This is a genomic window from Kribbella sp. NPDC023855 (assembly GCF_040639475.1).
In the GTDB taxonomy this organism is placed as follows: Bacteria; Actinomycetota; Actinomycetes; order Propionibacteriales; family Kribbellaceae; genus Kribbella.
On record NZ_JBFAAA010000024.1, the window covers coordinates 1 to 21971 of the forward strand.

The window sequence follows — 21971 nt, forward strand, 5'->3', positions numbered from 1 at the left end:
AGCCTCCTAGAACGACTGCCGCATTCCTATCGAGCCCAACCACCACTGACCCGCCCAACACGCATCCTCTGAATCCTTGGTCCGGTCAACACATCAGCAGTGACCGGCCGGCCACCGTGCGACGCGGGCCGGGTCCGGTCGGAGAGCTTCTGCTCGAGCTCCGACCAGCGGATCGGCGGATTTTGATAACCCACCGCGCAACCTCCTCAACCGTCCGTGCACCCCCGTGCAACGGTTCTGTGGCTCAGATGTTGACGCATCGCCGCCGTGGTTGGCGACCGAGTATGTGGCCGGCCCAAATCTTGCGGAGCACGTTGGCGCTCGTGGGCCACTCACGGGCGACATGCTGGTAGGACTTGCGGCGGGCATCGCCGAAGGCCTCGCCGCGATCGCACTCCGCCGGTCTGGTCCACCGCGACCTGAAGCCAGCAAATGTCATCCTCAGTGCCGAGGGGCCACGCGTCATCGACTTCGGTATGGCCCACGCGGGTGGTCGACCGACGGCAGCAGGCACTTAAGCCAGCCTTCTCTGTAGACCTGGGTCCAGAAGACGGCCTGCTTGTACTGGTGACAATGAGTGACGGGGTTGTTAGGGTCGGCTGGTTGGTTCGGACTCGCTGAGGGGGCTCACGGGGTGAGTGATCGGGGCACGGTCGGGCGGGCTGTGTTCGACGGGGCGTTCGGGGAGCGGGTACGGGCGTTGCTGCGGGTTCGGCCGGTGGCTGATGCGGCGGACAACGTCGCCCGTCAGAGTTGGGGAGCCAACTGGTACGACGTATCGACGCTGGCGTTGGCCGCGATCGACTCGGTCATCGCTCGGCAGGGGTTCGACGACGAGGTCACCTACGACGACGTCGTTACCGGACTGCGAGCGCTCGCGGGGACGGCGCGGCCTGAGCGTCCGGACGAGGAACACGGCCAGGTTGCTCAGTACGTCGTCGACGCGTTGCTGAATCGCAAGGAACGCGAGGCGCCGTACCGGTATCCGACCTCTGTCTTCAGCCGGGATGAGGGTGGGGCGGTGCGGCATCGGGAGGTGCCGGCCGAGTTCCGGCTTTTGACCGAGCATGAGGATCATGCGCGTGGTGTCAACGTCCTGCGGGCGTCAACGGATGCGATCAACGCGCTGGTGGGCGGGCTCGAATTCGACGTCGAGGATGAGCAGGCCGCGATCGAGTTGATGCTGGCCAGGCAACTCGAACGAGGGGCCTTCGGGCAGGCGGAGAAGGCGGCGGAGCGTTCGAGGCTGCTGTCTGTTCGGTACGCCGACGAGTTGCGAACGCTGCTGGCCGACACCGCGCGAGACATCCGTACGGTCGTAGACCAGTGGGCCGATCAGGTGCCGAAGCAGCTGGAGAGGAATCGTTCCCACCTCGAGGACAGGCTCGCTGCCGAGGCGAGGCTGTTGGAGCATGTCCGCGGAGCCCTGGACTCGCCGGACAATGGCGTGTCGGTGGCCGGCGCGGCGGCTCGGATCGCGGGCTTGCTCGAAGAATGCAGGCACCGGCACACCGAGTTGCATGGTCGACTCGTGAGCGCCCGGACGATCTTCCTGGACGAACAAACCCGCCAGTCGTTCAGGCCGGCCGCGGGGCTGCGTAATCCGAACATCACCGACGACGTGTTCCTGCCGCTGTTGAGCCTACCCGCCGATGTCGCCCTTGAGCCGGCCGAGACTTTCGCGATGCTGATCGCGGGCCCGCAGGTGCCGCGGATGGTCCGCTTGGCGGACCTGATCGACGATCTGTTGGCGCCGCGTCGTGGAACTGCTCTGGAAGAGCCTGTACCGGACGAGGAACTCGGTGCACCAGAGCCACCGGCTGTTCCGAGGGAGGTACTCGAAGCAGCTGCCGAGGTGGTCGACGCCGTCGAGTTGCCGGCGAGGTTGTCGGCGCTGCTCACGGCAGCACGATCCGCTGACCTGCCGGCCGGGATCGAACGCGACGCCGTGGAGCGGATCATCGCCTTGGCGGTGTTGTGGAGTTACGCACCCGAATCCGTGGAGGACTTCTCGACGGCGACGGATGCGGCCGCCCAAGTTCTCGGACCGACTGCAGCCGTCGACGCTGACGGTACGCCGCTCAACCTGGCCGGCTGGTCAGGGGACGACTTGATCATTGCTGCCGACGAGGAGGCGCTCGCGTCCTGGGCCATGACCTTTTCGGTGGCTGGACACAACGATCGGAAGCCGCTATGACCCTGAACCAGCGTGATCTGGCCGATGTGGGTGCTCTGATCGGATATAGCCTGCGACCGAAGGCTCGGCCCGGCGCGGACTCCGACTATCGGGTGTTACTGACGCGCTACAGCACCGATCTGGAGTTCCGCAATGCCGTCGACAGTGTGCTCGAAGGCTTTGACGGGCAGGTGCTCTCGGAGTCGGACCTCGGTTTGGTGGTCGGGGTACGCCGGGAGTCGGTCTTCGCGTTCCGGTTGTCCGATCTCCCGAACGTGACCGGGGTGAGGGAACGCCTGCTGGTCGGCCTGGTCAGCGTCGCGGTCGCCGCGTTCGCGTTTCCCAATCCGGCCGACTTCGACGACGACCGGGTTCGTTGGGTTGCCGTCGACGAGGTCGAACGGTTTCTCCGGGAGGTCTGTGAGCGGCTGAAACGCGACCCCGAGGTGGCGACGAGGCAGGAGGAGTCGTTCGATGAGGCTTGGCGTACCTACGACCGTCTGTCGCCGGGGTACAAGGCAGACAAGGGGAAGGGAAAGTCTCGCCGGTCGGCAGCGTCATCGCCCTATTGGGTGGCGCACGTGCTGACCTGGATGGTCGACCAAGGGCTTGCCCGGCAGGCCACGTCCCGGGGTCCGGAGGCGTACCAGTTGCTCGAACGCTTTCGGATCCAGGCGCGGGAGCTAGCCGGCAACGCCACCTACGAGGTGCTTGCCAAAATCAGGCGTGATGATGGCCGTACGGAGGGGATCTCGTGACCTATCAGCTGTCGCGGTTCCGGCTGGCGAGCGTCGGGGACCGGGCCGCCCGCTTCACGGACCTGACCCTCGATCTGAGCCCTGGCCTCGACGGTGAACCGTCCGACACGATCCTGTGGTTGCGCAACGGTGGCGGCAAGTCGAGTCTGCTCTCGTTGCTGTTCGCGCTGTTGCTGCCGTACTGGAAGGACTTCATGGGGAAGTCCATGAAGCGCCACCTGGAGGACTACATCGGATCCGGCGACACCAGCCATACGGTGGCTGAGTGGGTGACGGAGGTGAACGGAACACCGCAACGTCTGATCACCGGGGCGGTCTATGAGTGGACGGAACGGCGCAAGCCGGTCGATCCCGATCGTGATCGCGACAAGCTGCAGGGGCGCTACTACGCGTTCTTTGCGGTACCGGGTGTACTCGACCTCGATCAACTGCCGATCGAGGACGAGACCGGTCGCCGCCGATCGATGTTGGACTTCGTCCGTTGTCTGCGTGAGATCGCCACCGCCCGGCCGCGCGATGCCGTGTTGGTGGTCCACGACCGCAACGAGCGGCGCGACTGGACGAGTACGCTCACCGCGCGCAACCTGGACCCGGCGCTGTTTCGCTACCAGAAGGAGATGAACCACTCCGAGGGTGGCGTCGCCGACCTGTTCGACTTCCCGACGACGGCCAGGTTCATCGACTTCCTGATCGACCTGACCGTCGACACGACTCAGCCCGACCTGGTGGCCGCCAACCTGCGCAAGATCATCGATGTTCTCGGCCGTAAGCCGGAGCTCCTGGTCGACCGGGAGTTCTGTGCCGAGGTGGCGGACCGGCTCGACGTACTGGCCGATTCGCACCGCCGGGCCAAGGCCGCAGACGTTGAGGCGTCCTCCGCCCGCCTGGCCGCCGCGCGGTTGGCCGGTGCCTTCCGTACCTCAGCCGCCGCCCAGCAACTCGAGGCGAAGCGACTAGCCGGGGAGAAGGAGCGGTTGGCCGGCGAGGCGACCAGCCTCGACACCGAACGCAATCGCCTCAACGACGCCGCGAACGAGCTGAACCGATTGGCCGCCATCTACCGAAGGGCAGCAGCGCAGTCGGATTGGGAGATCGCTGGGAAGTCTGCCGCCTCGGCCAAGCACGAGAACCTTGCCTGGGAAGCCGTTCACTGGCTGGCCGAGCGTACCGAGGCGGAACGCGCAGCGGTCGAGGTCCGCAAGCAGTTGTCCGAGGAGGAGCACAAAACCGCTCCGCTGCGAGCGGCACGCGACGACGCGGCGGCAGCGTTGAAATCGCACTATGCGGCGTTGGTGGAACAGGAGGTCGTCGCCGAAGAGGAAGCAACTGCTGTCGCGACTGAGGCGGAAACGTCGGCCCACAGGGAGGCCGACGCCGCCCAGCGTCACCGCGATAGTGCGACCGCTGCCCAGGTTCGGGTGGAGAACCTGCAGGGCCAGGTCATCGAGATCGAGCAGGCTGTCGATGCTGCCGTGGAAAACGGTGACCTGCCGGACGCCGACGCGAGTCCGTCGGCCGTGCTGACCGGGTCGCGGATTTTGCAGCGTGACTTGGACGAGCAGTTGGGGTCCGTTCAGGCAAGGCGCGCTGCCCGACCCGAAGAGCGCAAGACTCTGCAGGCGGAGGGGAGTCGGCTGGCGGCTGCCCGGATCGCCAGGATCGCCGAGCAGGATCAGGTCGATACCGACCGCCGACGACTGGTCGAGCGGGTCGACGAACTGGTAGCGGACAGTAGGGTTGCCGAGCTGCTGCAGATCGCGGACGGCGGGCGGTTGAACCTCTGGGCAGAGGCGGCCGACCTGCGCGCTGCCCTGACTCACGCGGCGGTGACGGCCGACGCGGCCATCGTCGACACCCGGGTCGATGCCGCCGACGACGACCGAGCTCTGGAAGGGCTGCGAACGGACGATTTTCTGCCGAGCACGCGCGATGCTCAGCGCGCCGCCGAAATGCTGGTGCGAAAGACGATCTCGGCGCGACCGGGATGGGAACTGCTTCGTGACCTGGTGGCCGAGCCGAGTCGATCTGGTGTCTTGATGAATCCCCAGGTAGCCGAACTGGCTGCCGGTGTTGTGGTCGCGGACGGCGATGCTGAAGACGCCAAGGCTCTGGTCCTGTCTGGTGGCTGGCACGCCGTCGCTCATGTGACGGTGTGCACAGCGACCCAGCTGGAGGAGGCGCTCGGTTCCGCTGCACCGCCTTGGTGCGCCGTCCGCAGCGACCCCGCCTTGTTCGACCCCGTGGCTGCCGAAAGCGCACGGACGGAACGAGAGGCGCGACGGCAGGAGCAGGATCTGCGGATCAGCGTGCTGCGCGACGAGGCGATCGCTGATCGGGCGTTGCTCGCCACGATGGAATCGCTGCTACTCGATTGCCCAGCCGGACATCTCGACGACCTCGAGCGGGCTGTCGCGGCTGCCGACGAAGAGATCGAGCAATCCAGGATGGTGGAACGGTCGGTGCTCGACCAGATCGACCAGCTGGACCGCGAAGAGGCGGCCGACAGCCAGCGCCAGTCCGATCTGTCTGGGGAGCTCGCAGTACTTGCCGGCAAAATCGAACGACTGTCCGCGCTGGCCGGCCGCGTCTTCGGGCTGGCAGGACTTCGGCAGACAATTGTTCAGTTGGAGAAGGAGGCTGCTGATCACAGTGGTTTCGCCAAGGCGGCAGAGGAACTCGTCGCCGGGTATCGCGCAACCGAGAGGGCTGCTCGTGATCGAGCTGCTCAACACAGGTCGAACCGCCAACGGTACGCGACTGAAGCAGGCCGGATCTCACTGCTCGACGACGATCGGGCACCGGTTGTCAGCGAGGCCGGCGAGTCCTTGCCGGCGTTGCAGGGGCGGTTCGCTGAGCTCGATCAGCAGTGGCACACAGCTGCCGCCCAGTCCGTGCTGGCCGAACGGCTGAACAACCTGCTCGCTCGCGCGGGGCAAGCAGCCCAGTCCCTGGCCGCCTACGAATCCGCGGTGATCGGGCAAGCCGCGGAGCTGTTCGAGACCAGCGATGGTCAAGACGGTGAGAGGCGAGGCGCGGCCCGGATTCGTTCGCGCGCTGAAGCTGATGCGGCGCAGGGTGACCTGAGCCGTCGAAAGGCGGAATTGGATGCGGCACAGGACGAGGTAGAGAAGCGGACGCCGCGAGGCCGGGCCCGGTATGCGCAGTTGGAGGTCGAGCCGGCGACCGAGTCGGAGGCGCGGGAGTTGGCGGAGCGCGAGGCCCTTCGGGCTACCGACCTGAGCGGCAAGGCTACCCGTCTGAAGGCGGAAGCAGGTGACGCAGGTGTAGCCGCCACCGCTGCCGGTACAGCGGCTCGGGTCTTCGAACAACAAGCCAACCGGCTCCAGGATGCTGCTGCGCCGGTAGTTGTGCCCGACGACATCCCACCGTACGTCGAGGAGGACGCCGAGGGAGCACTGACCGAGGTGTTGAACCACCTGAACAAGGCGGCCGGTACCGCGAAAGCCACAGCCGAGGCCGCTGACCGAGCGGTAGGAGGCGTACGCCGTGTGGCCGCCGGCAGCCGGTTCGCAAAAATCCCCGATGCGCGACGGGACCGCTTCACCGCCGACGACGCCGAGGTGCTGGGGGAGCGGGCCGCCCTGCTGGCTGCCGATCTGCGACTGCGACGTCAGACCATCGAAGGGCAACTCGCCGATATCGGTCGGGACCAGCACCTGGTGGTTGTCGAGGTCGCGGCGATGGTGCGGGACGTACTGGCGATGCTGGAGTCAGCGAACCGGCATTCGAGGCTGCCTGGCACCTTGGGGAACTGGGGCAACGAACACTTCCTGCGGATCAGACTGACCCGGCCGAGCAGCGAAGAGGATTTGCAGCTGCGGATCGACAGCGTGATCGACCGGATCGTGAGCGAGAAGTCGAAGCCGGAGGGGCTCAGCCTTCTCAAGCGCTGTGTGCATGAGTCGGTGGCGCCTCGTGGCTTCAGCGTCAAGGTGCTCAAGCCCAACAGCGATCTAGCGGTAGAGCCGGTCGAGGTCACTCAGCTAGGCAAGTTCTCTGGCGGGGAGAAGCTCACTGTGTGCGTCGCCCTCTACTGCACCCTTGCCCGCCTCCGCGCGGTCAACCGGGGTCAAGGCAAGGGCGCGTTGGGTGGCACCTTGGTTCTCGACAATCCACTCGGTACGGCGAGCCACGTGGCGCTCCTTCGGCTGCAGCGAGACGTCGCCGCCGCGCATGGAGTGCAACTCGTCTATACGACCGGGGTCGAGGATCTGGGGGCAGTCGGGCAGTTCCCCAATGTCCTGCGGCTGCGCAATGCTCCGGGTGCTTTGCGGACGAGGCGGTACGTCGTGCTGGACGAGCAGCAGGCCGCTGACGGCATCACGGGGGCCCGATTGAGCAAGACCGATGAGGCGGACGGTACCGAGCCGTGACGCTGACGGCCCTTGCGCGCCATCTTGCCGACCACTTGGCGGCGTCGGCGACGCAGCGGGTGGAGATCGATGTCCTGTACGACGCTGCCGTTGCTTTCGACCGCAGCCTGGCGACCACGCCGTGCGCGCGGACCGACATCAGGTCGGCACTCGACGAGTTGGCCGCGGCCGGGCTGATGACATTGCCGAGCTCCGCGGGACAGTTTGACCGGCGAGCCGACCCACCGCTGCCGTTGTGGGTGCGGCGGCCGGTCCGCCGCCGTGAGGCTCGTGAACCGCGTGCTGCTCGAGTCTGGCCGGCAGCGCTGGAAGAGGCAGGTCGGATCGCCGACCGTGAGGACGAGTTCGCCGTGCTCGAGACCGTGGCCGCTTTCCTGCGAGATGGCGGCAGCGGGCGTCCCAGCGTGCCGGCGCGGGAACGATCGCTGGAGCTTTTCGGAGACGAGAAGCGGCTCGACAGCCTCAGCCTGACCCGCCTGTTCACTTCCGGTGCACTCACGTTGGACCTGCTCCGATGTCACGCTGTGCCTATCCCGTTCGTGTCGCAGTGGGTGCCGGGGTATCCAGATTCGCGTGGAGCGGCGCTGCTCATCGCCGAGAACCATCACACCTACGCGTCGCTGCTCGAAGTCACCCGAGAGCATGCCGCCCAAGGTGGCTTCGCGAGGCACGTAGGCTATGGGACCGGAAGTCAGTTCCCGTCAGCAGTGCTGACCGTACCGCTTCTGGTGCCGACGGCTGAGCGCATCGTCTACTTCGGTGACGTTGATCTGAAGGGCTTGCAGATACCCGCTGCTGCGAATCTCAGCGCTGTCGGGGCCGGCCTCCCGCCGGTACTGCCTGCGGTTCCACTGTACGAACTGCTGTTCGCGGCGCAGAAAACGCATCGGGCGACCCCGGTTGCTGCGGACGCCATAGCTGCCGCCGAATGGTTAGGCCCCCTGGCCGACCAGGCCCGACAGGCGCTGATCGACGGTTACCGATATCCCCAGGAGGCAGTTGGCTACGAACTGCTAGTAGACAAGCAGAACGTTCTCGACCGAATCTGAACCGCGACCGCACGTTGTGTCGCGTGGCCGCCAAAATGATGCAACGCTGACCGAGGGAGTGAGAGCCGATGAGCCAGCTGGCAGGCGTAGATACTCAGCGGCGGGCGGTGTTACGGCGTTTGCCTGGTAAAGCCCGGCCTGCCAGGGAGACGTTGGAAGAGTACAACCGCCACAACGATGAACGACGGCGCCACATCCCGAACGCCCTTTGGTCTTTCTTTGCGCCATCTCCCGACAAGCTCTACCGGTGGCGCGTTCAGTTGGACTGTGAGTGCGTCGTCGAGGTCTTGACAAGCGGCAAGGATTCTCGGCCTGACGAGCAGCGATGGCGTGATCCGGTTTCCTCGGCGCTCCTGCCCTGTGGCCAGATCAGCTGCTGGCACGACGCGGCTCCGCCCGCTCCGTACCGCGAGATCATCGACTGGGGAGACCGCCGTCTTGTTTCGTTCGAGGCCGATCCCGTTGAGCCGCCGGACTGGGCCGGCGAGGAGATTTGGGCCGCGCTTCGCCGGGACGAGCCCCGTAGGTCGGCGTTCTGGACGGTAACTCTGTCATGCGGTCACGTGACCGACGCGGTTTGCGACCCCGCCTGGAAACCGAGCGATGGCCCCAAACTTGCCAGTATCGAGCGAACGCGTGAAATGAAGCGTCAGTTCGAGGAGTACTGGTCAACCCATCCGGGCGAGCAGGACGAGCGAGAGCGGATGCATTGGGAGAGGATGCTCCAGCAACGCTGGCCGAGACCCAGTCCAGAGGCCCTCTGCAGCACCTGCACCCACGTCCGGCAGGTCGTCGCCTGCCAACGAGCTGGTTGGCTGGTGCCCCGCATGCCACAACCAGAGCAGCCGAAGCCGCCTTCCAAGGAGGCACTCAGGCGCCGATTGAAGAAAGCAGAGGCTGAGGCAGCCCGACTGCGCAGCCAGTTGGCTGAGATCGATGGAGAAGATCAATAGACGTCATCACGGCCCGTGTATCAGGCCTTAGGCGTTGGCGCGGCTCGAGAGACTCGAACGCCGAGACGTGACGGCGTCAGGGTAGAGGATGCCTCGATCGATCACATCGAGGGTGAGTGTCGGGGAAGGTCGCCTTCGGTCCTCGCCGGACTCCCCGTCGTCGGAGAGTCCAGCTGGTCAGGTCGGATGATCAGCGCTGGTCGACGGGGAACAGTGCGGCCAGCCCGTGGACCGACTCGACGCCGTAGTAGACGCCACCCACCGGCACCTTTCCCTCAGTTGCCGCGAGGACCTCAGTCACTACCGACGGCCGCAGTCCTCCGCACAGCTCGATGGCCTGTGCGCCGTCGGCCACCAGCTTTTTGGCAACTCCCGCTGCCAGCGCGCAGTCCGGAACCGGCACGATTGTGGTGGTCAGACCTCCGACGCTGATGACCGCCCGGTCTCGGACAGGATCCTCTTCGCCGAGGACAAGTAGATGAAAGCCCAGTTGCTGAACGACATGCGATCTGGAGGTGCGAATCCGAGCGACCTTGCGCCGTCCTCGCTGATCACGACCGGCGCAATGGCGTCCCGTCTGAACCGGCTCGAGGAAGCCGGATTGATTCGTCGAACTCCTGACTCTGAGGACGGGCGAGCGATCCATGTCCACCTGACGGCCAGCGGCCGCAGCCTGGCGAAACGGTCACTGACGAAGGTTCTTGCCGTGGACGAGGAGTTCCTGTCCCCGTTGACTGCTGGGCAACGTCGTCAGGTGGCCACGTTGCTCCGGGAGCTCTTGATTTCGCGTCGAGGATTGATTTCGTCCTTGGATCCGGACCCGCTCACGCGGGGGCGGTGGGGTGGATGGTGGGGAACTCGGCTATTCGGAGGCGGGCTGAGCCGTAGGGGAGTAGGCGCATTGGCAGGATGGGCATGCTGGTAGGGACCGGGCTTTCGGGGAGTGGGCCGGCGGAGTCGTCTTGCATTCGCCACTGGTGGAGCTGTGCGCCTTTGCCGTGGATGATGACGGGCGCGCCCGATGCGGTGAAAGGAACGTCTTCGACCGGTTTCCGTTCGATCGGCCACGAGGCGATGCCCTCGGGGTCGTCGCTCCACAGGCCGAGGTTCCAGAAGGAGCGTGGGGTGATCTCCCACTCGGCCAGGCCGGCGTGATCCGGTACCGGTCGCCAGACCTCGCCGATCGCGTGGACCATCACCAGTGGTCCCAGTCGCAATCCGACAGCGCCCTTGTCCCGCGGCACTGCCCGGAGTTGCATGGGGAGTTCGAGTCGTACGACGTCACTGTCGGCGAAGGTACTGCGAACTGCTGCGAACCCGTAGTCGTCGATGGACACCGGAACCTGTGAACCCTGGACCACCAGGACCGGATCGTCACACCACTGGGGAATCCGCAGGCGCAGGGTCAGCTCGGTCGGCTCGTCGACGCCGATGCGGATCTCGATCGTCTCCTCAAAGGGGTAGGAGGTCTGGACGTCGAGTTGTACCGGCTGGCCGTCGACCGCAGCCCGCACCGTGCAGGGTGCGTAGGCGATCGCGGTCAGCGCATCGTCGGCCGAGCTCCGCATCCACAGCGATCGGACCAACTTGGGCCAGCCCTGATGCAGGTTGGCGGTGCAGCAGCCGAAGTGCGGTTCCAGGCCGAAAACGTTCGCGTCCGGACCGCTGAAGCTCCAGTCGCGGGTGGCGAAGGACACGAGTACCTGGTTGGCCTGTTGGTGGTACTGGTGGGCGAGCATCCGGGGATCGTTCGCCGCGGCCAGCAGGTTGAAGGCGACCTGCTCCAGTTGATCGCCGTACCGGCCGTCGCCCAGCACCCGGGCGAGCTGTTCCAGGGTGAACATCAGCTCGACCACCTGGCAGGTCTCGACGCCGTGATGAGGATCCCGCCCGCCGAGCCATTCATCGCCCGAGAACACGCCGTGCACCTGTCCGTGTAGCCGTTCCAGGCTCGTCTGCATCTGCTGGAGCTTGTCGATGTGGCCGAGGTCGTTGTCGAGCAGGAGCGCGACCGCCGGAGTCTTCAGCCCCATCGCGACGTTCACCCCGTGGGTGAGGTGGCGGAACGTCGACACCGGACCGGGTGGGAGATCTCTGGTCACGAATGTCGCCCAGTCGTGAGTCTGGTCCAGGATCAGCCGGGCCAGCTCGAGCAGCCAGCCCTCCTCCATGCGCTCGCGGAGCCAGAGGATGGACAAGATGTTGTCGGCTCCACGTGCTTTGCCCCAGCTGTCCAGGGGCCGACCGGGAAGTTCGGCCCGCTGGTACTGGAAGTACCGGTACAGGAAGGGCGCGACGCGGTCGTCGGCGGTGGCGTCGGCGTACTGCGTCAGTACTTTCAGGGCGACCATTCGCGGCCACCAGTCGTCGTTGCCGGCCGGTCCGAACTGGCCGTCGGCGCGCTGACTGTCGAGGATGGCCTCGATCCACTTCTGGGCCTTGGCCTGCAACTCGGCGTCGTCGAGAACGTAGGCCAAGGGGACCAGCCCGTCGAGGTAGTACGGTGCCCGTTCCCAGTTCTCGCCGTCGCCGCCGAGCCAGCCGTTGGAAGGGCCGACATCCGGCCAGATCGCTTCCAGGCGGCCGGTTTGGCCGTCGGCCTGCAGCCGCAGTTGGCGTTCCAGCCAGCCCTGCGGACGGATGGCACCGAGCGGCAGTTCACGAAGGCGAGGCGTGTACTTGGTCAAGGTGACCTCTCTCTGCGAGATCGACGGCGGTTGCCCCTGACCCGGCGAGGTCAGGGGCAACCGGGTGGTCAGGCTGCGCGGATGTTGGCGGTGATACGAGTGTTGGGACCGCTGTTCTGTAGGTGGAAACTAATGCTGGCACGGCCGGTCCAGCCGGCTGGGGCGAGGCCGGGGAGGTTGACGGTGAAGTCGGAGAAGTTGGGGACGGTGATCACTTGGTCAGGTTGTCGTTTCGTGCCCCACGGCTCGGGTGCTGATCTGCCGCTGTTGTAAAGCCCGCCGTGGATCAGCACACCCTTGGTGTAGCCGCCGGCTGTCTGGAAGTCGATCCTCATGCCGAGCAGGCTGTTGGCGTCGAGTTGCTGGAAGTTGCCGCTGGCCTGGAGGCGAACACGGAGGTTGGCGGGGAGGCCGGTTGCGACCGTGCCGGCTGCGACGTCGGCCCAGGTCTCACCGGCCATCCCGAGCGCAGCTGTCCAGGTCCGGCGGTCGAAGCTGGCGTAGGACGCCTTGCTGTGGTTGGGGATGTAGCGGTTGCTGCGCAGTACGTTGGCGACGTGCAGCCCAGCGAGGGTGTCGGTGCCGCTGCCGTCCTCGGCTTCGAGGTAGACGACGCCGTGGTCCGGGATGGTTCCGGACCAGTTGAGGCCGGCGGTGCTGGTGCCGAGGCGCTGTTCGACTGGTGCCAGGTGTTCGCTGGCGTGGTTGTCCTCGTAGCTGGCGTGTTGTGAGTCGATGCGGTAGACCCGGAAGTTGCCTTGGGCAAAGGGAACGTTGTTGAGAGCGGCGGACACGGTCTGTGCCGCGCCTGAAGTGTTCCACAGCAGAATGCCGGACTTGTGCCCGTCGGACGAAGCCATTCCGTCGACCGCGCCGTTGATGTTCAGCTGTTTACGCTCCACCGGCATGTTGGCATAGAGCTGGAACGCGTTGTACGACGCGCGCTTGTGCCCGTCGCGGTCGAGCAGCCCAATGACGTCGCAGGTACTGGCGCAGATCGGGTCTTGGAACTGCGCCCATTCGACATGCGTGATCCACGGCTTGGCCAGCAGTGCCTTGTAGCTCTTCAGCATCTGGGCCGCGCCGCGATGGGTGATGACGTCGGTCGGCGCGGTGAAGTCGTTGGTCCAGTTGTACTCGTTCAGGTTGTTGTCGACCGAGGCCATCCGGTACGACGTCAGCCCGGAGTCGGTGGCGCCGCGGTAGTTGTTCTCGAGGCTGCCGTTGGTGGCGTCGGTGTAGGCGTGGAAGGAGAAGCCGTCGAGTGGCAGGTTTTCCGACTGCACCCGGTTGACGAACGGTCCGGACCAGCTGACGCAGCACAGTGCCGGGCCTTCGACGTACGCGTCCGGGTCAGCGGCGCGCAACGCGCGGGAGGCATCGCGGTACAGGTCCAGGTACTGCGTCTGGTTGCCGGTCCAGAACACGCCGGGCAGGTCGGGTTCGTTCCAGATCTCGTACGAGCCGATCCGTCGGCCGGTCTGCTTCCAGTGGTTGGCGAACGCGGGCACGATCTGGTTGGCCCAGACCGACGGGTTGGTGGGCGGGTTGTTCCAGGAACCACCGGGCGGTTTGAGAATGCCAGGGGTGTAGGTGAGGGCGGGGACCGGCAAGGCGCCGGCGCCGTTGATCAGGTCGACGAGCTGGTCGACCTGACTGAAGTTGTACTGCGGGCTGGCGGCCGATCCGGTGATCATCGGCGCCCAATCGTGTTGCTCGTTGCCCCACATCATCTCCCAGCGCACCCGCGCCGGTCGCAGGGTCGCGAGTAGCGGGGCGTCTCGCTTCCAGCGGGCCAGCGACACGTAGCCGCTGTTGAAGACGCCGAACTTGCTCTTGATCAGGGGATAGTCGGCATTGGCGGTGAAGTCGGCGGCCACGGTTGCTGCCGCGGCCTGGGCGGGTTGGGCCACGAGGGTGGCCCCGAGCAGTGCAGCGGCTCCGAGTGCCGCGCATGCCCGTCGGAATCTGTTCATCTGCAGTCCTTCTGTTCGCTTGGGCGGTCATGCTCGAACGGGAAAGGAACTCTCACCTCCAATCAGTCAGCGCGGTGGGCCGATGACGATCCGGGCGATCAGGTCCAGATCGGCCTTGGGCTTGCGGTCCTCGGTCAGCAGGCCGTTGCGCTCCTGACCGGTATCGGCGAGCTGGGTGTAGCAGAACCCCGCGAGGCCGGTGGACGCGTGAACGGCCTCCAGCAATGCACCGAGCCGCTCGAGGAGTTGTTCCGGCGAGTCAGCGACGCCGTACCCACTCCACGTCGTCGGGTCGTCCGGCGCGTGGGTGAATCCGCCGAACTCGCTCAAAAGCACCGGTACTGCGGGCGCCGGGTCGCCCAGGGCGAGCCGCCTTCCACCTGGCCGACCCTTCGCCACGGTCGCTCGCACGCGATCCTCATCGGCGTACCGTCGCTGGACGGTCTCCGGATCGTGCGTGTAGTCGTGGATACCAAGCAGGTCGCCGGCGACGTACTCCCAGCCGTCGTTGCCGATGACCGGACGCGATGGGTCGAGCGCCTTGAGCAGACGGTAGAGGGCCCGGACTCCATCGCGCTGTTGCTCGGAGTCCGCGACCTGCCCTACGCCCCAGCTCTCGTTGAAGGCGACCCAGCCCGCGATGCAGGGGTGGCCGGCGTCCCGCTCGATGATCTCGATCCACTCGCGGGTGGTGCGGGCCAGGGACCGGCTGCTGTACGAGTAGCTCGCGGCCGCATCGGCGTACACGAGCAGGCCGAGCCGGTCGCACCAGTACAGGAATCGCGGGTCTTCGGCCTTCTGGTGGACACGGACGCCGTTGAAGCCGAGTTGCTTGATCAGTTCGACCTCGGCCCGCAACGCTTCAGTGCTGGGTGCGGCGAGATGTGTCTGCGGCCAGTACCCCTGGGCCAGCGCGAGTCGCAGGTAGTAAGGACGCCCGTTGAGCAGGAAGGACCGCTCGTCCGTGCCGACAGTTCGGAAGCCGACGTAGCTGTGCACGGAGTCGGCCCCGACCGTGACGGTTGCATCGCAAAGTACCGGCTGTTCGGGGGACCACTCGAGGCGATGCGGCTCAGCTTCGAACCTGCTGTCCTGTACTACGAGTCGTCGACGAAGCAGGGTGCCCTGGACCGTGCAGCTGTCCTCCACCAAGATCCGGCCGTCGAGCTCGAGCCGGATCGAGACCTGCACCGGATCCTTGCTCCGCTTCGCCAGCCGCACCTCGACATCGACGGTTCCCGGTAAGGCTGTGGGGGTGAAGACAAGGCTTTCCACGTGGTCGCCCGGAACCTCTTCGAGCCAGACTGGTTGCCAGATCCCGGAGGTGCGCTCGTACCAGATGACGTGAGGCCGCTCCTCCCAGTCCTGCTTGCCACGCGGCTGTTCGAGGTCGTGCGGATCGTCCCAGGCGCGGACGACCAGCACCTGTTCGCCGTCGCTGCTCAGCGCGTCGGTGATGTCAGCGCTGAAGGGAGTCTGGCCACCGTCATGCCGGGCGACGTGCTGACCGTTGACCCAGACGTCAGCGCGGTAGTCGACGGCGCCGAACCGCAGGACGGACCGACGACCGGGTGGAGGAGCGGGGACCTGCAGCGTCCGGCGGTACCAAAGAACCGGGTGGTAGCCGGTGTCGTGGATACCGCTGGCGGGTGATTCGGGTGGGTAGGGAACGGTGATGACGCGGTCGAAGACGTCGGTACGGCGTTCCCAGTGCTCCGCGAGGCCGGTATCCGAGTCGTCGTAGGCGAACTGCCACTCGCCACAGAGGTCTTGCCAGCCGTCGCGGGCGAGTAGCGGGCGCGGGTGATGGTCTTGCAGAGGCGTCGGCACAGAAGCTCCTCGTTCGGCGGCTTAGGCGAGATCAACGACGGCAAAGCTGTGGGCAGGGGCATCGCGAAGCGCAACCGTCACGCGGATCTCGCCGTCCTCGGCACCGAGCGGCGCGAGTTGCACGGTGGCCGTCTCCGTGCGGAGTTCGACTTCCTGGCTTGCCGTGGGTCCTTCGAAGCGCACCTTGAGCGCGCCGTCCGGTACGTCGTTGCCTTCGGCATCGGTCAGTTGGCTCGTGACGGTGATCGACGGGCCGCAGCCGGCGAGGTCGGCGGTGATGACCGGCACGGCCTGTGGGTCGGACGCCGTACCGAGCCGGAACGTAGTACTGGCCTCTTCGAGATCGGCCCACGCGCTGGTCCGCCGGCCGGAGTACCTGTGCCTGACCTTTCGTACTACGCCGGCTGGGCGACTGGGTTCGTCAGCGGAACCGGTCAGGTCCAGCAGTACTACGCCGCCGAGCGGTACTTCGAACGTCCAGTGCTGCTGGGTCGGGACGTGCTCGAGCTCGGTGCCGTCGTGGTCCGCGTCGATCCGGCGTACGACAGCAGCGTCGTAAACGCCATCGCCCACGTCCAGTTGGATCTGCGCAGCACGGGGAGACCTGTTCCACAAGGCCACCGCGAGTCGGCCGTTCGCAGTACCGGCAAGTGCACCGACTCCGGCTGGGCCGTCGAGTTCCAGGGCGCAGCGGTTGACCGGCATGTTCTGGTAGAACTCGTACGCGCTGAGCACGGGCTTCGGTTTGCCGTCGATGCTGACCATGCCGGAGTAGTTGCCGAGGCCGCTGTCCAGGAACTGCGCCCAGCTCACCTTGGTCAGGCCGGGGCTCGCCAGCAGGTTTGCGAAGTCCGCGAGCATCGCGGCTGCCAGGTGATGGGTGTCCTGCAGACCGCCGAGCGGGTAGTCGACCGGGTAGGAGTTGTATTCGTTGAGGTGGACCTCGACGTCGGCCAGTTTCGGACGGCTTTCCAGGTGTTGCAGCACCTTGTCCAGTGCGACCCCGATGCTGTGGGTTCCGTAGTGGTGGAAGGAGAAGAAGTCGAGCGGCAGGTTCTCGGCGGACACCAGGTCGAGAAAGGCGGGAATCCAGTGCTCGTTGGCCAGCACGGACGCCAGCGCCGGACCGCCGACCGGGGTGTCGGGATCGGCCTTGCGAATCGTGGTGGCGGTGGTTCGGTAGAGGGCGAGGTAGTCGTCCAGGTCGCCGCCGAAGAACACCGCTTCGCCGGTTCGTTCGTCGCGCAGGTCGGGTTCGTTGTAGACCTCGTGGTAGCCGACTCGGACGCCGCGGTCGCGCGCGCCTTCGACGTACGCGCCGATCATGGCGGTCCAGCCTTCGTCCTCGGCGAGATCGCGCCAGTCTCCGGACTCCGGTTGGTAGGGCGAGGGGACGTAGCAGTAGGACCAGTAGGGGCGGATGCCGAGTTCGTTGAGGAAGGCACCGACTTCGTCGAGCTCGGAGAAGTCGTAGGCGTAACCGTCGGCGGAGGCTTCACTGATCGTGCGCTCGTAGCCGATCCAGTCCGCGCCCCAGCCGACGTCGATCCGTACCGACTCCGGCCGGGTGGCCCGGAGTGCGGCGGCGTCGCGGCGGTAGGTCGCGGCGTGCACGATGCCGCTGTTGAAGACGGCGAACTTCGACTTGCTCAGCGGATGGTCGGCGCGGCGGCCGGGGAGCACCCTGACGGTCGCGGTGGTGACAGGTGTCTTCAAGGACGGATCCCTTTCTCAGTTGGCCACGCCGCTGAAGGCGATGCCGCGCACGACCCAGCGCTGGACGAAGATGTAGCCGACGATGATGGGCAGCGAGACGAGCGTGACGCCGGCCATGATTTCGCCGTACTGGCTGTTGTAGCGGCCGACCAGGCTCTGCAACGCCTGGGTCAGAACCCATTGGCTCTGGTCCTGCAGATAGATGGAGTTGACGAAGAAGCTGTTCCACAGCTGGACGAAGGTCAGCAGCCCCATCGCGAGGTACGCCGGTCCGGCCAGCGGAGCCATCACGGAGAAGAACGTCCGCCAGCGGCCCGCGCCGTCGACGGCCGCCGCGTCTTCCAGTTCCCGTGGCAGGGTGAGGAAGAACTGCCGGAAGAAGAAGGTGGGCAGGGCGCTGCCGAACAGCATCGGAACGATGATCGGCAGCGGCGTGTCGATCCAGCCGAGGTTCCGGAAGATCACGTACTGCGGAATCAGGGTCACCTGGGCCGGCACCATCAACGTCAGCAGGATCACCATCAGCAAGGCCCGCTGACCCGGAAAGGTGAACCGGGCCAGGGCGTAGCCGGCCAGTGAGCTGGACAGCAGGGTGCCGGCCGTGCCGACGACGGCGATCAGCACGGTGTTCCCGACGTACCGGCCGAAGTCCGGCAGGATGGCGAACAGATTGGCGTAGTGGTCGAAGGTGATCGGGTGCGGGATCAGTTGGTCGACGTCGAACATGTTGGCGTCGGTGCGCAAGGACATCGACACCGCCCACAGCACCGGCAGGATGTACAGGATGACGAGAACGGTCATCGCGGTGTGGTAGGCACCGGCCCTGGCTCGCTTCCGGGTGACCGGGCTGCTGGGTCTGGTGGGCGGGGTGGCCGGCGGAACGGACCGGGTGATCGGTTCGGTCACGGTCATCACCGGCCGCCTTTCGTCGAGGTGGTCTCACCGGCGTAGAAGACCCAGCGTTTGCTGAATGCCCACTGGACGAGGGTGAGGAGGAAGGTGAGCAACGCGAGCACCCACGCGATCGCGGCGGCGTACCCCAGGCCGGACAGGCGCTCGTTGTAGTTGAACATCTGGTTGTACATGTAGAGGACCACCGTGCGAGTGGAATCCTCCGGGCCGCCCGCCGCTGCGATACCGCCACCGGACGCCGTCATGGCGACCACCGGGTCGAACAGTTGCAGGGCGCCGATCAGCGACGTCACCATCAGGAACAGGACGGTCGGCGAGATCATCGGCAGCAGCACATGCCGGAACCGCTGCCAGGCGTTGGCTCCGTCGATCTTCGCGGCCTCCGGAAGGGCATCCGGCACGCCGTGCAGCGCGGCGATGTAGAGCGTCATGCCGTACCCAAGGCCCTGCCAGGTGGTCACCAGCGCGATCGACGGCATCGCCATTCCCGGATCGAGCAACCATTCAGGTCCGGTGAAGCCGAACAGCTCGACCGCGTTGTTGATCGGGCCGGACTCGGTGTTGAGCATCCAGCGCCAGACGATGCCGACGGCGATCTGCGACAGCACGTACGGGAGGAACAGCAGGGCCCGGTACACCGCGACGCCGCGCCGCGGCCGGTACGCGATCAGGGCCGCCAGCAACGAGAAGAGAAGGAAGCTGGTGGTGCCGGTGAGGATGAACTTGACGGTGTTCCACAACACCTTCGGAACCCGCTCGTCGTCCAGCAGGTGTGTCCAGTTGTCGAAGCCGATCCACGTTGGCGCGGGCGCCACCAGATCCCAATGAGTGAAGGAGTAGTAGAGCGAGACCGCGAGTGGAAGCCCGACGAACGCGACGAGTCCGATCAGTTGTGGCAGCAGGAACAGGAGGGCGGTGCCCGCCTCGCGGCGGCGCGGGTTGTGCCGCCGCGAGTCACGTGGTGTCTGCATCGCTGCTCAGGATCCAAGGATCTTGTCGACCTTGGCGCAGCTGCCCTTGAGCGCCTCCGCCGCGGACTTCTTGTTGGTGATCAGGCTCGTCAACGCAGGCCCGATGCCGTCCTGGCCGAGCACGGTCCCGAGCTGGCCGGTCGGGTCGATGTTCGTCCGGGCCAGCGGCCACTTCGCGGGATCGAGCTGGGCTTCCTTCAGGTGGGCAGGCTCACCAGGCGCCTGCAGGAAGGCCGGGCCGCTCGCCACGTCCTTGTACGCCGGGATCAGGCCCATCTGCTTGCCGGCGCCCTCGGTGGCCATGTACTTCACGAACTTCCAGGCGTTGTCCACGTTCGGCGACTTCGCGTACGCCGCCCAGCTGTGCACCTGGATGAGCGTGGCGTTGCCGGCCGGGCCCTTCGGCAGCGCGGCCATGTCGTACTGGAGTTTCGGGTTCTGCTGCGCGGCGATCGTGACCTGCTCGTGCGAACCCTGCTGCATCGCGACCTTGCCCTGGATCCAGCGCAGGTAGCCGGGCGTCTGCTGCTCCATCTGCGGCGTCACCGCCGTGTGGTCCTTCCACATCATGTCCTGGAGCAGTTGCATCGCCTGGATCGTGCCGGGCTTCTCGACCTCGCACTGGTCGCGCTTGTCACCGCCGAGCAGCCCGCCGCCGTGGGCCCACAGAACAGGGGAGTAGCCAGGTTCCGACGGGATCGCGATGCGGTTGTAGTAACCCCACTGGACGATCTTCTTCGGGTCGAACTTCGGGCTCTCCGCAGTGTTGCCGGCGGCATCCAGTGTGAGCTTCTTCGACCAGGCCCGCAGGTCTTCGTAGGTGTAGTTGCCGGTCGGGTCCGGTTCCTTGAGACCGGCTTTGGCGAACATGGTCTTGTTGTAGAACAGGGACTGGACGTTGTAGCCCATCGGCAGCGCGTAGTACTTGCCGTCCTTGGCCGCCTTGTCGGACTCGATCACGACCGGGACGAAGTCGGCGGAGTTGACGCCGTCGGCGGACATCTTGTCGGTGAGATCGGCCAGTACGCCGTCGTTCGCCATCTCGTTCAGGTTCCAGCTGCCGGTGACCAGCACGTCGGACATGTTCTTGCCGGCGATCAGCGTCTTGCAGGCCGCGTAGTCGGCGCCGCAGTCGGTCTTGTTGAACTTGAGCTTGATCGACGGGTTGGCCTGTTCGAAGCCCTTGGCGGCCGCCTTGATGCTGTCGATGTCCTCGTTCACACCCCAGACCGAGATGGTCAGGGTGTCGGACTTGTCGCCGGCCGAGTTGCTGGTGTTGGAACACGCGGTGACGGCGGCGAGGGACAAGGCCGTCGCCACTCCGATCGGCACCAGGCGCCGTCGAGAGATTCTCATCTAGTCCTCCAGGGGATCCGCCGCGTCCCGTCGTTCGGTCGATCGCGGCTCTTCCGGTGATTTTTACCACGTGGCCTGCCACGTGGTAAAGACTAGAGTTAGGGTTTGTTCAGTCCGGCCCGAGAAGTAGGAGCAGCCCATGACGGTCACCCAGGCCGATGTTGCGGCACGTGCGGGTGTGGCCCGCAAGACCGTCTCGAACGTGATCAACGACTACCCCCACGTCAGTGACGACGTACGGGCCCGCGTGCTCCAGGCGATCGAGGAGCTCGACTACCGGCCGAACCACGCCGCCCGCAGCCTGCGCAGCGGGCGGAGCCGGATCATCGGGCTGGCGGTGCCGGAGCTCGACGTCTCGTACTTCTCCGAGCTGGCTCGGCTGGTGGTGGAGGTCGCCCAGGACCACGGCCTGACCGTGATGATCATGCAGACCCTCGGCGATCGGGACCGGGAGCTCGCGGTCGTGAACGGCACCTACAGCCAGTTCGTCGAGGGCCTCATCTACAGCCCGGTCGCCCTCGGCGGCGGTGACTTGGAGCAGCGGCGCGACAAGACACCGATCGTGCTACTCGGCGAGCGCTCCAGCCAGGGCCTGGTGGATCACGTCGGCATCGACAACGTCGCTGCCGCCCGGGTCGCGACGGCCCACCTGGCCGAGCTCGGTCGTCGCCGGATCGCCTTCATCGGTACGCAGCATCGCCCCAGCTCCGAGATCGCCCGGCTCCGCACCACGGGCTACCGCGAGGCGCTCGCCGCGGCGGGGCTCGAGGTCGACGAGCGGCTGATCGTGCCGACCGCCGGTTATCACCGCAAGGACGGAATGATCGCGATGCAAAGCCTGCTGGACGCAGCGGGACCTCGCCCCGACGCGGTCTTCTGCGCCACGGATCTGCTCGCCCAGGGAGCGATCCGAGTCCTGCTGGACGCGGGCCTGCGGGTGCCGGAGGACGTCGCGGTCGCCGGTTTCGACGACATCGACGAGGGCAGCTACTCGACACCCACCCTGACCACGATCTCGCCAGACAAACGGCAGATCGCCGAAACCGCGGTAGCCCGGCTGCTCGCCCGCGCCCAGAGCAAAACCGACCTCGCGATCGAGGACACCGTCTCGAACTTCTCCCTGGTGGTCCGCGAAAGCACAGCCGGCCGCCCGCACTAGCGGGATCACCCCCTGACCGCCGGTCTCTGGTGGC

15 protein-coding genes and 1 pseudogene are annotated in these 21971 nt (G+C 66.2%); 8 read left to right on the forward strand and 8 right to left on the reverse strand.

The genetic code is table 11. The annotated features are described in order from the left end of the window. Positions 1-356: 356 nt before the first annotated feature. The 6 genes and pseudogenes from AB0F51_RS39155 to AB0F51_RS39180 form a co-directional block, all read left to right on the forward strand. Positions 357-488 (forward strand): annotated as a pseudogene (locus tag AB0F51_RS39155) (phosphotransferase); the annotation flags it as partial. Positions 489-634: 146 nt separating this feature from the next. After that, positions 635-2197, forward strand: coding sequence for a hypothetical protein (locus tag AB0F51_RS39160; RefSeq protein WP_360288856.1), 1563 nt, complete (start codon positions 635-637; stop codon positions 2195-2197). Further along, positions 2194-2934, forward strand: a complete 741-nt coding sequence (locus tag AB0F51_RS39165; RefSeq protein WP_360288857.1) for a hypothetical protein — start codon at positions 2194-2196, stop codon at positions 2932-2934. The genes AB0F51_RS39160 and AB0F51_RS39165 overlap by 4 nt, the downstream gene beginning before the upstream one ends. Next, positions 2931-7328 carry a hypothetical protein gene (locus AB0F51_RS39170; RefSeq protein WP_360288860.1) on the forward strand — a complete coding sequence of 1466 codons (4398 nt, stop codon included), beginning with the start codon at positions 2931-2933 and terminating at the stop codon, positions 7326-7328. Before AB0F51_RS39165 ends, AB0F51_RS39170 begins: the two co-directional genes overlap by 4 nt. Beyond that, positions 7325-8377, forward strand: coding sequence for a hypothetical protein (locus AB0F51_RS39175; RefSeq protein WP_360288862.1), 1053 nt, complete (start codon positions 7325-7327; stop codon positions 8375-8377). The genes AB0F51_RS39170 and AB0F51_RS39175 overlap by 4 nt, the downstream gene beginning before the upstream one ends. A 68-nt stretch (positions 8378-8445) precedes the next feature. Then, positions 8446-9330 (forward strand): hypothetical protein, encoded by an 885-nt coding sequence (locus tag AB0F51_RS39180; protein WP_360288864.1) that lies wholly within the window; start codon positions 8446-8448, stop codon positions 9328-9330. Between the two features lie 190 nt (positions 9331-9520). On the opposite strand, the gene AB0F51_RS39185 is transcribed toward AB0F51_RS39180, so the two are convergent. Further along, a complete protein-coding gene (locus tag AB0F51_RS39185; RefSeq protein WP_360288947.1) occupies positions 9521-9853 on the reverse strand; it encodes a DUF6506 family protein in 333 nt (110 codons plus the stop codon). Here AB0F51_RS39185 and AB0F51_RS39190 point away from each other — a divergent pair. Further along, positions 9833-10255 (forward strand): MarR family transcriptional regulator, encoded by a 423-nt coding sequence (locus AB0F51_RS39190; protein ID WP_360288949.1) that lies wholly within the window; start codon positions 9833-9835, stop codon positions 10253-10255. The two genes, AB0F51_RS39185 and AB0F51_RS39190, sit on opposite strands and share 21 nt — an antisense overlap. Here the strand turns inward: AB0F51_RS39190 and AB0F51_RS39195 are convergent. The 7 genes from AB0F51_RS39195 to AB0F51_RS39225 all read right to left on the reverse strand — a co-directional run bounded on the left by AB0F51_RS39195 (position 10155) and on the right by AB0F51_RS39225 (position 20778). Continuing rightward, positions 10155-12017, reverse strand: coding sequence for a beta-L-arabinofuranosidase domain-containing protein (locus AB0F51_RS39195; RefSeq protein WP_360288866.1), 1863 nt, complete (start codon positions 12015-12017; stop codon positions 10155-10157). The two genes, AB0F51_RS39190 and AB0F51_RS39195, sit on opposite strands and share 101 nt — an antisense overlap. Positions 12018-12085: 68 nt before the next feature. Beyond that, positions 12086-13993 (reverse strand): hypothetical protein, encoded by a 1908-nt coding sequence (locus AB0F51_RS39200; protein ID WP_360288868.1) that lies wholly within the window; start codon positions 13991-13993, stop codon positions 12086-12088. Between the two features lie 66 nt (positions 13994-14059). Next, positions 14060-15823, reverse strand: a complete 1764-nt coding sequence (locus tag AB0F51_RS39205) for a sugar-binding domain-containing protein (protein WP_360288870.1) — start codon at positions 15821-15823, stop codon at positions 14060-14062. A gap of 21 nt (positions 15824-15844) precedes the next feature. Next, positions 15845-17539 carry a hypothetical protein gene (locus AB0F51_RS39210; RefSeq protein WP_360288872.1) on the reverse strand — a complete coding sequence of 565 codons (1695 nt, stop codon included), beginning with the start codon at positions 17537-17539 and terminating at the stop codon, positions 15845-15847. Positions 17540-17554: 15 nt separating this feature from the next. Continuing rightward, a complete protein-coding gene (locus tag AB0F51_RS39215; RefSeq protein WP_360288874.1) occupies positions 17555-18451 on the reverse strand; it encodes a carbohydrate ABC transporter permease in 897 nt (298 codons plus the stop codon). After that, positions 18451-19422, reverse strand: a complete 972-nt coding sequence (locus AB0F51_RS39220) for a sugar ABC transporter permease (RefSeq protein ID WP_360288876.1) — start codon at positions 19420-19422, stop codon at positions 18451-18453. The genes AB0F51_RS39215 and AB0F51_RS39220 overlap by 1 nt, the downstream gene beginning before the upstream one ends. 6 nt (positions 19423-19428) lie before the next feature. Beyond that, entirely contained in the window at positions 19429-20778 is a 1350-nt protein-coding gene (locus tag AB0F51_RS39225; protein ID WP_360288878.1) for a sugar ABC transporter substrate-binding protein, read from the reverse strand. Between the two features lie 139 nt (positions 20779-20917). On the opposite strand from AB0F51_RS39225, the gene AB0F51_RS39230 reads away from it, so the two are divergent. Next, complete coding sequence (locus AB0F51_RS39230) at positions 20918-21937, forward strand: LacI family DNA-binding transcriptional regulator (RefSeq protein WP_360288880.1); 1020 nt, start codon at positions 20918-20920, stop codon at positions 21935-21937. The last annotated feature ends 34 nt before the right edge of the window (positions 21938-21971 follow it).

Excerpts from the sequence above, each read along its gene's own strand:
- AB0F51_RS39180 (WP_360288864.1), top strand. The coding sequence starts at position 8,446 with ATGAGCCAGCTGGCAGGCGTAGATACTCAGCGGCGGGCGGTGTTACGG.
- AB0F51_RS39230 (WP_360288880.1), top strand. The coding sequence starts at position 20,918 with ATGACGGTCACCCAGGCCGATGTTGCGGCACGTGCGGGTGTGGCCCGC.
- AB0F51_RS39165 (WP_360288857.1), top strand. The coding sequence starts at position 2,194 with ATGACCCTGAACCAGCGTGATCTGGCCGATGTGGGTGCTCTGATCGGA.
- AB0F51_RS39225 (WP_360288878.1), bottom strand. The coding sequence starts at position 20,778 with ATGAGAATCTCTCGACGGCGCCTGGTGCCGATCGGAGTGGCGACGGCC.
- AB0F51_RS39215 (WP_360288874.1), bottom strand. The coding sequence starts at position 18,451 with ATGACCGTGACCGAACCGATCACCCGGTCCGTTCCGCCGGCCACCCCG.
- AB0F51_RS39220 (WP_360288876.1), bottom strand. The coding sequence starts at position 19,422 with ATGCAGACACCACGTGACTCGCGGCGGCACAACCCGCGCCGCCGCGAG.
- AB0F51_RS39200 (WP_360288868.1), bottom strand. The coding sequence starts at position 13,993 with ATGAACAGATTCCGACGGGCATGCGCGGCACTCGGAGCCGCTGCACTG.
- AB0F51_RS39190 (WP_360288949.1), top strand. The coding sequence starts at position 9,833 with ATGCGATCTGGAGGTGCGAATCCGAGCGACCTTGCGCCGTCCTCGCTG.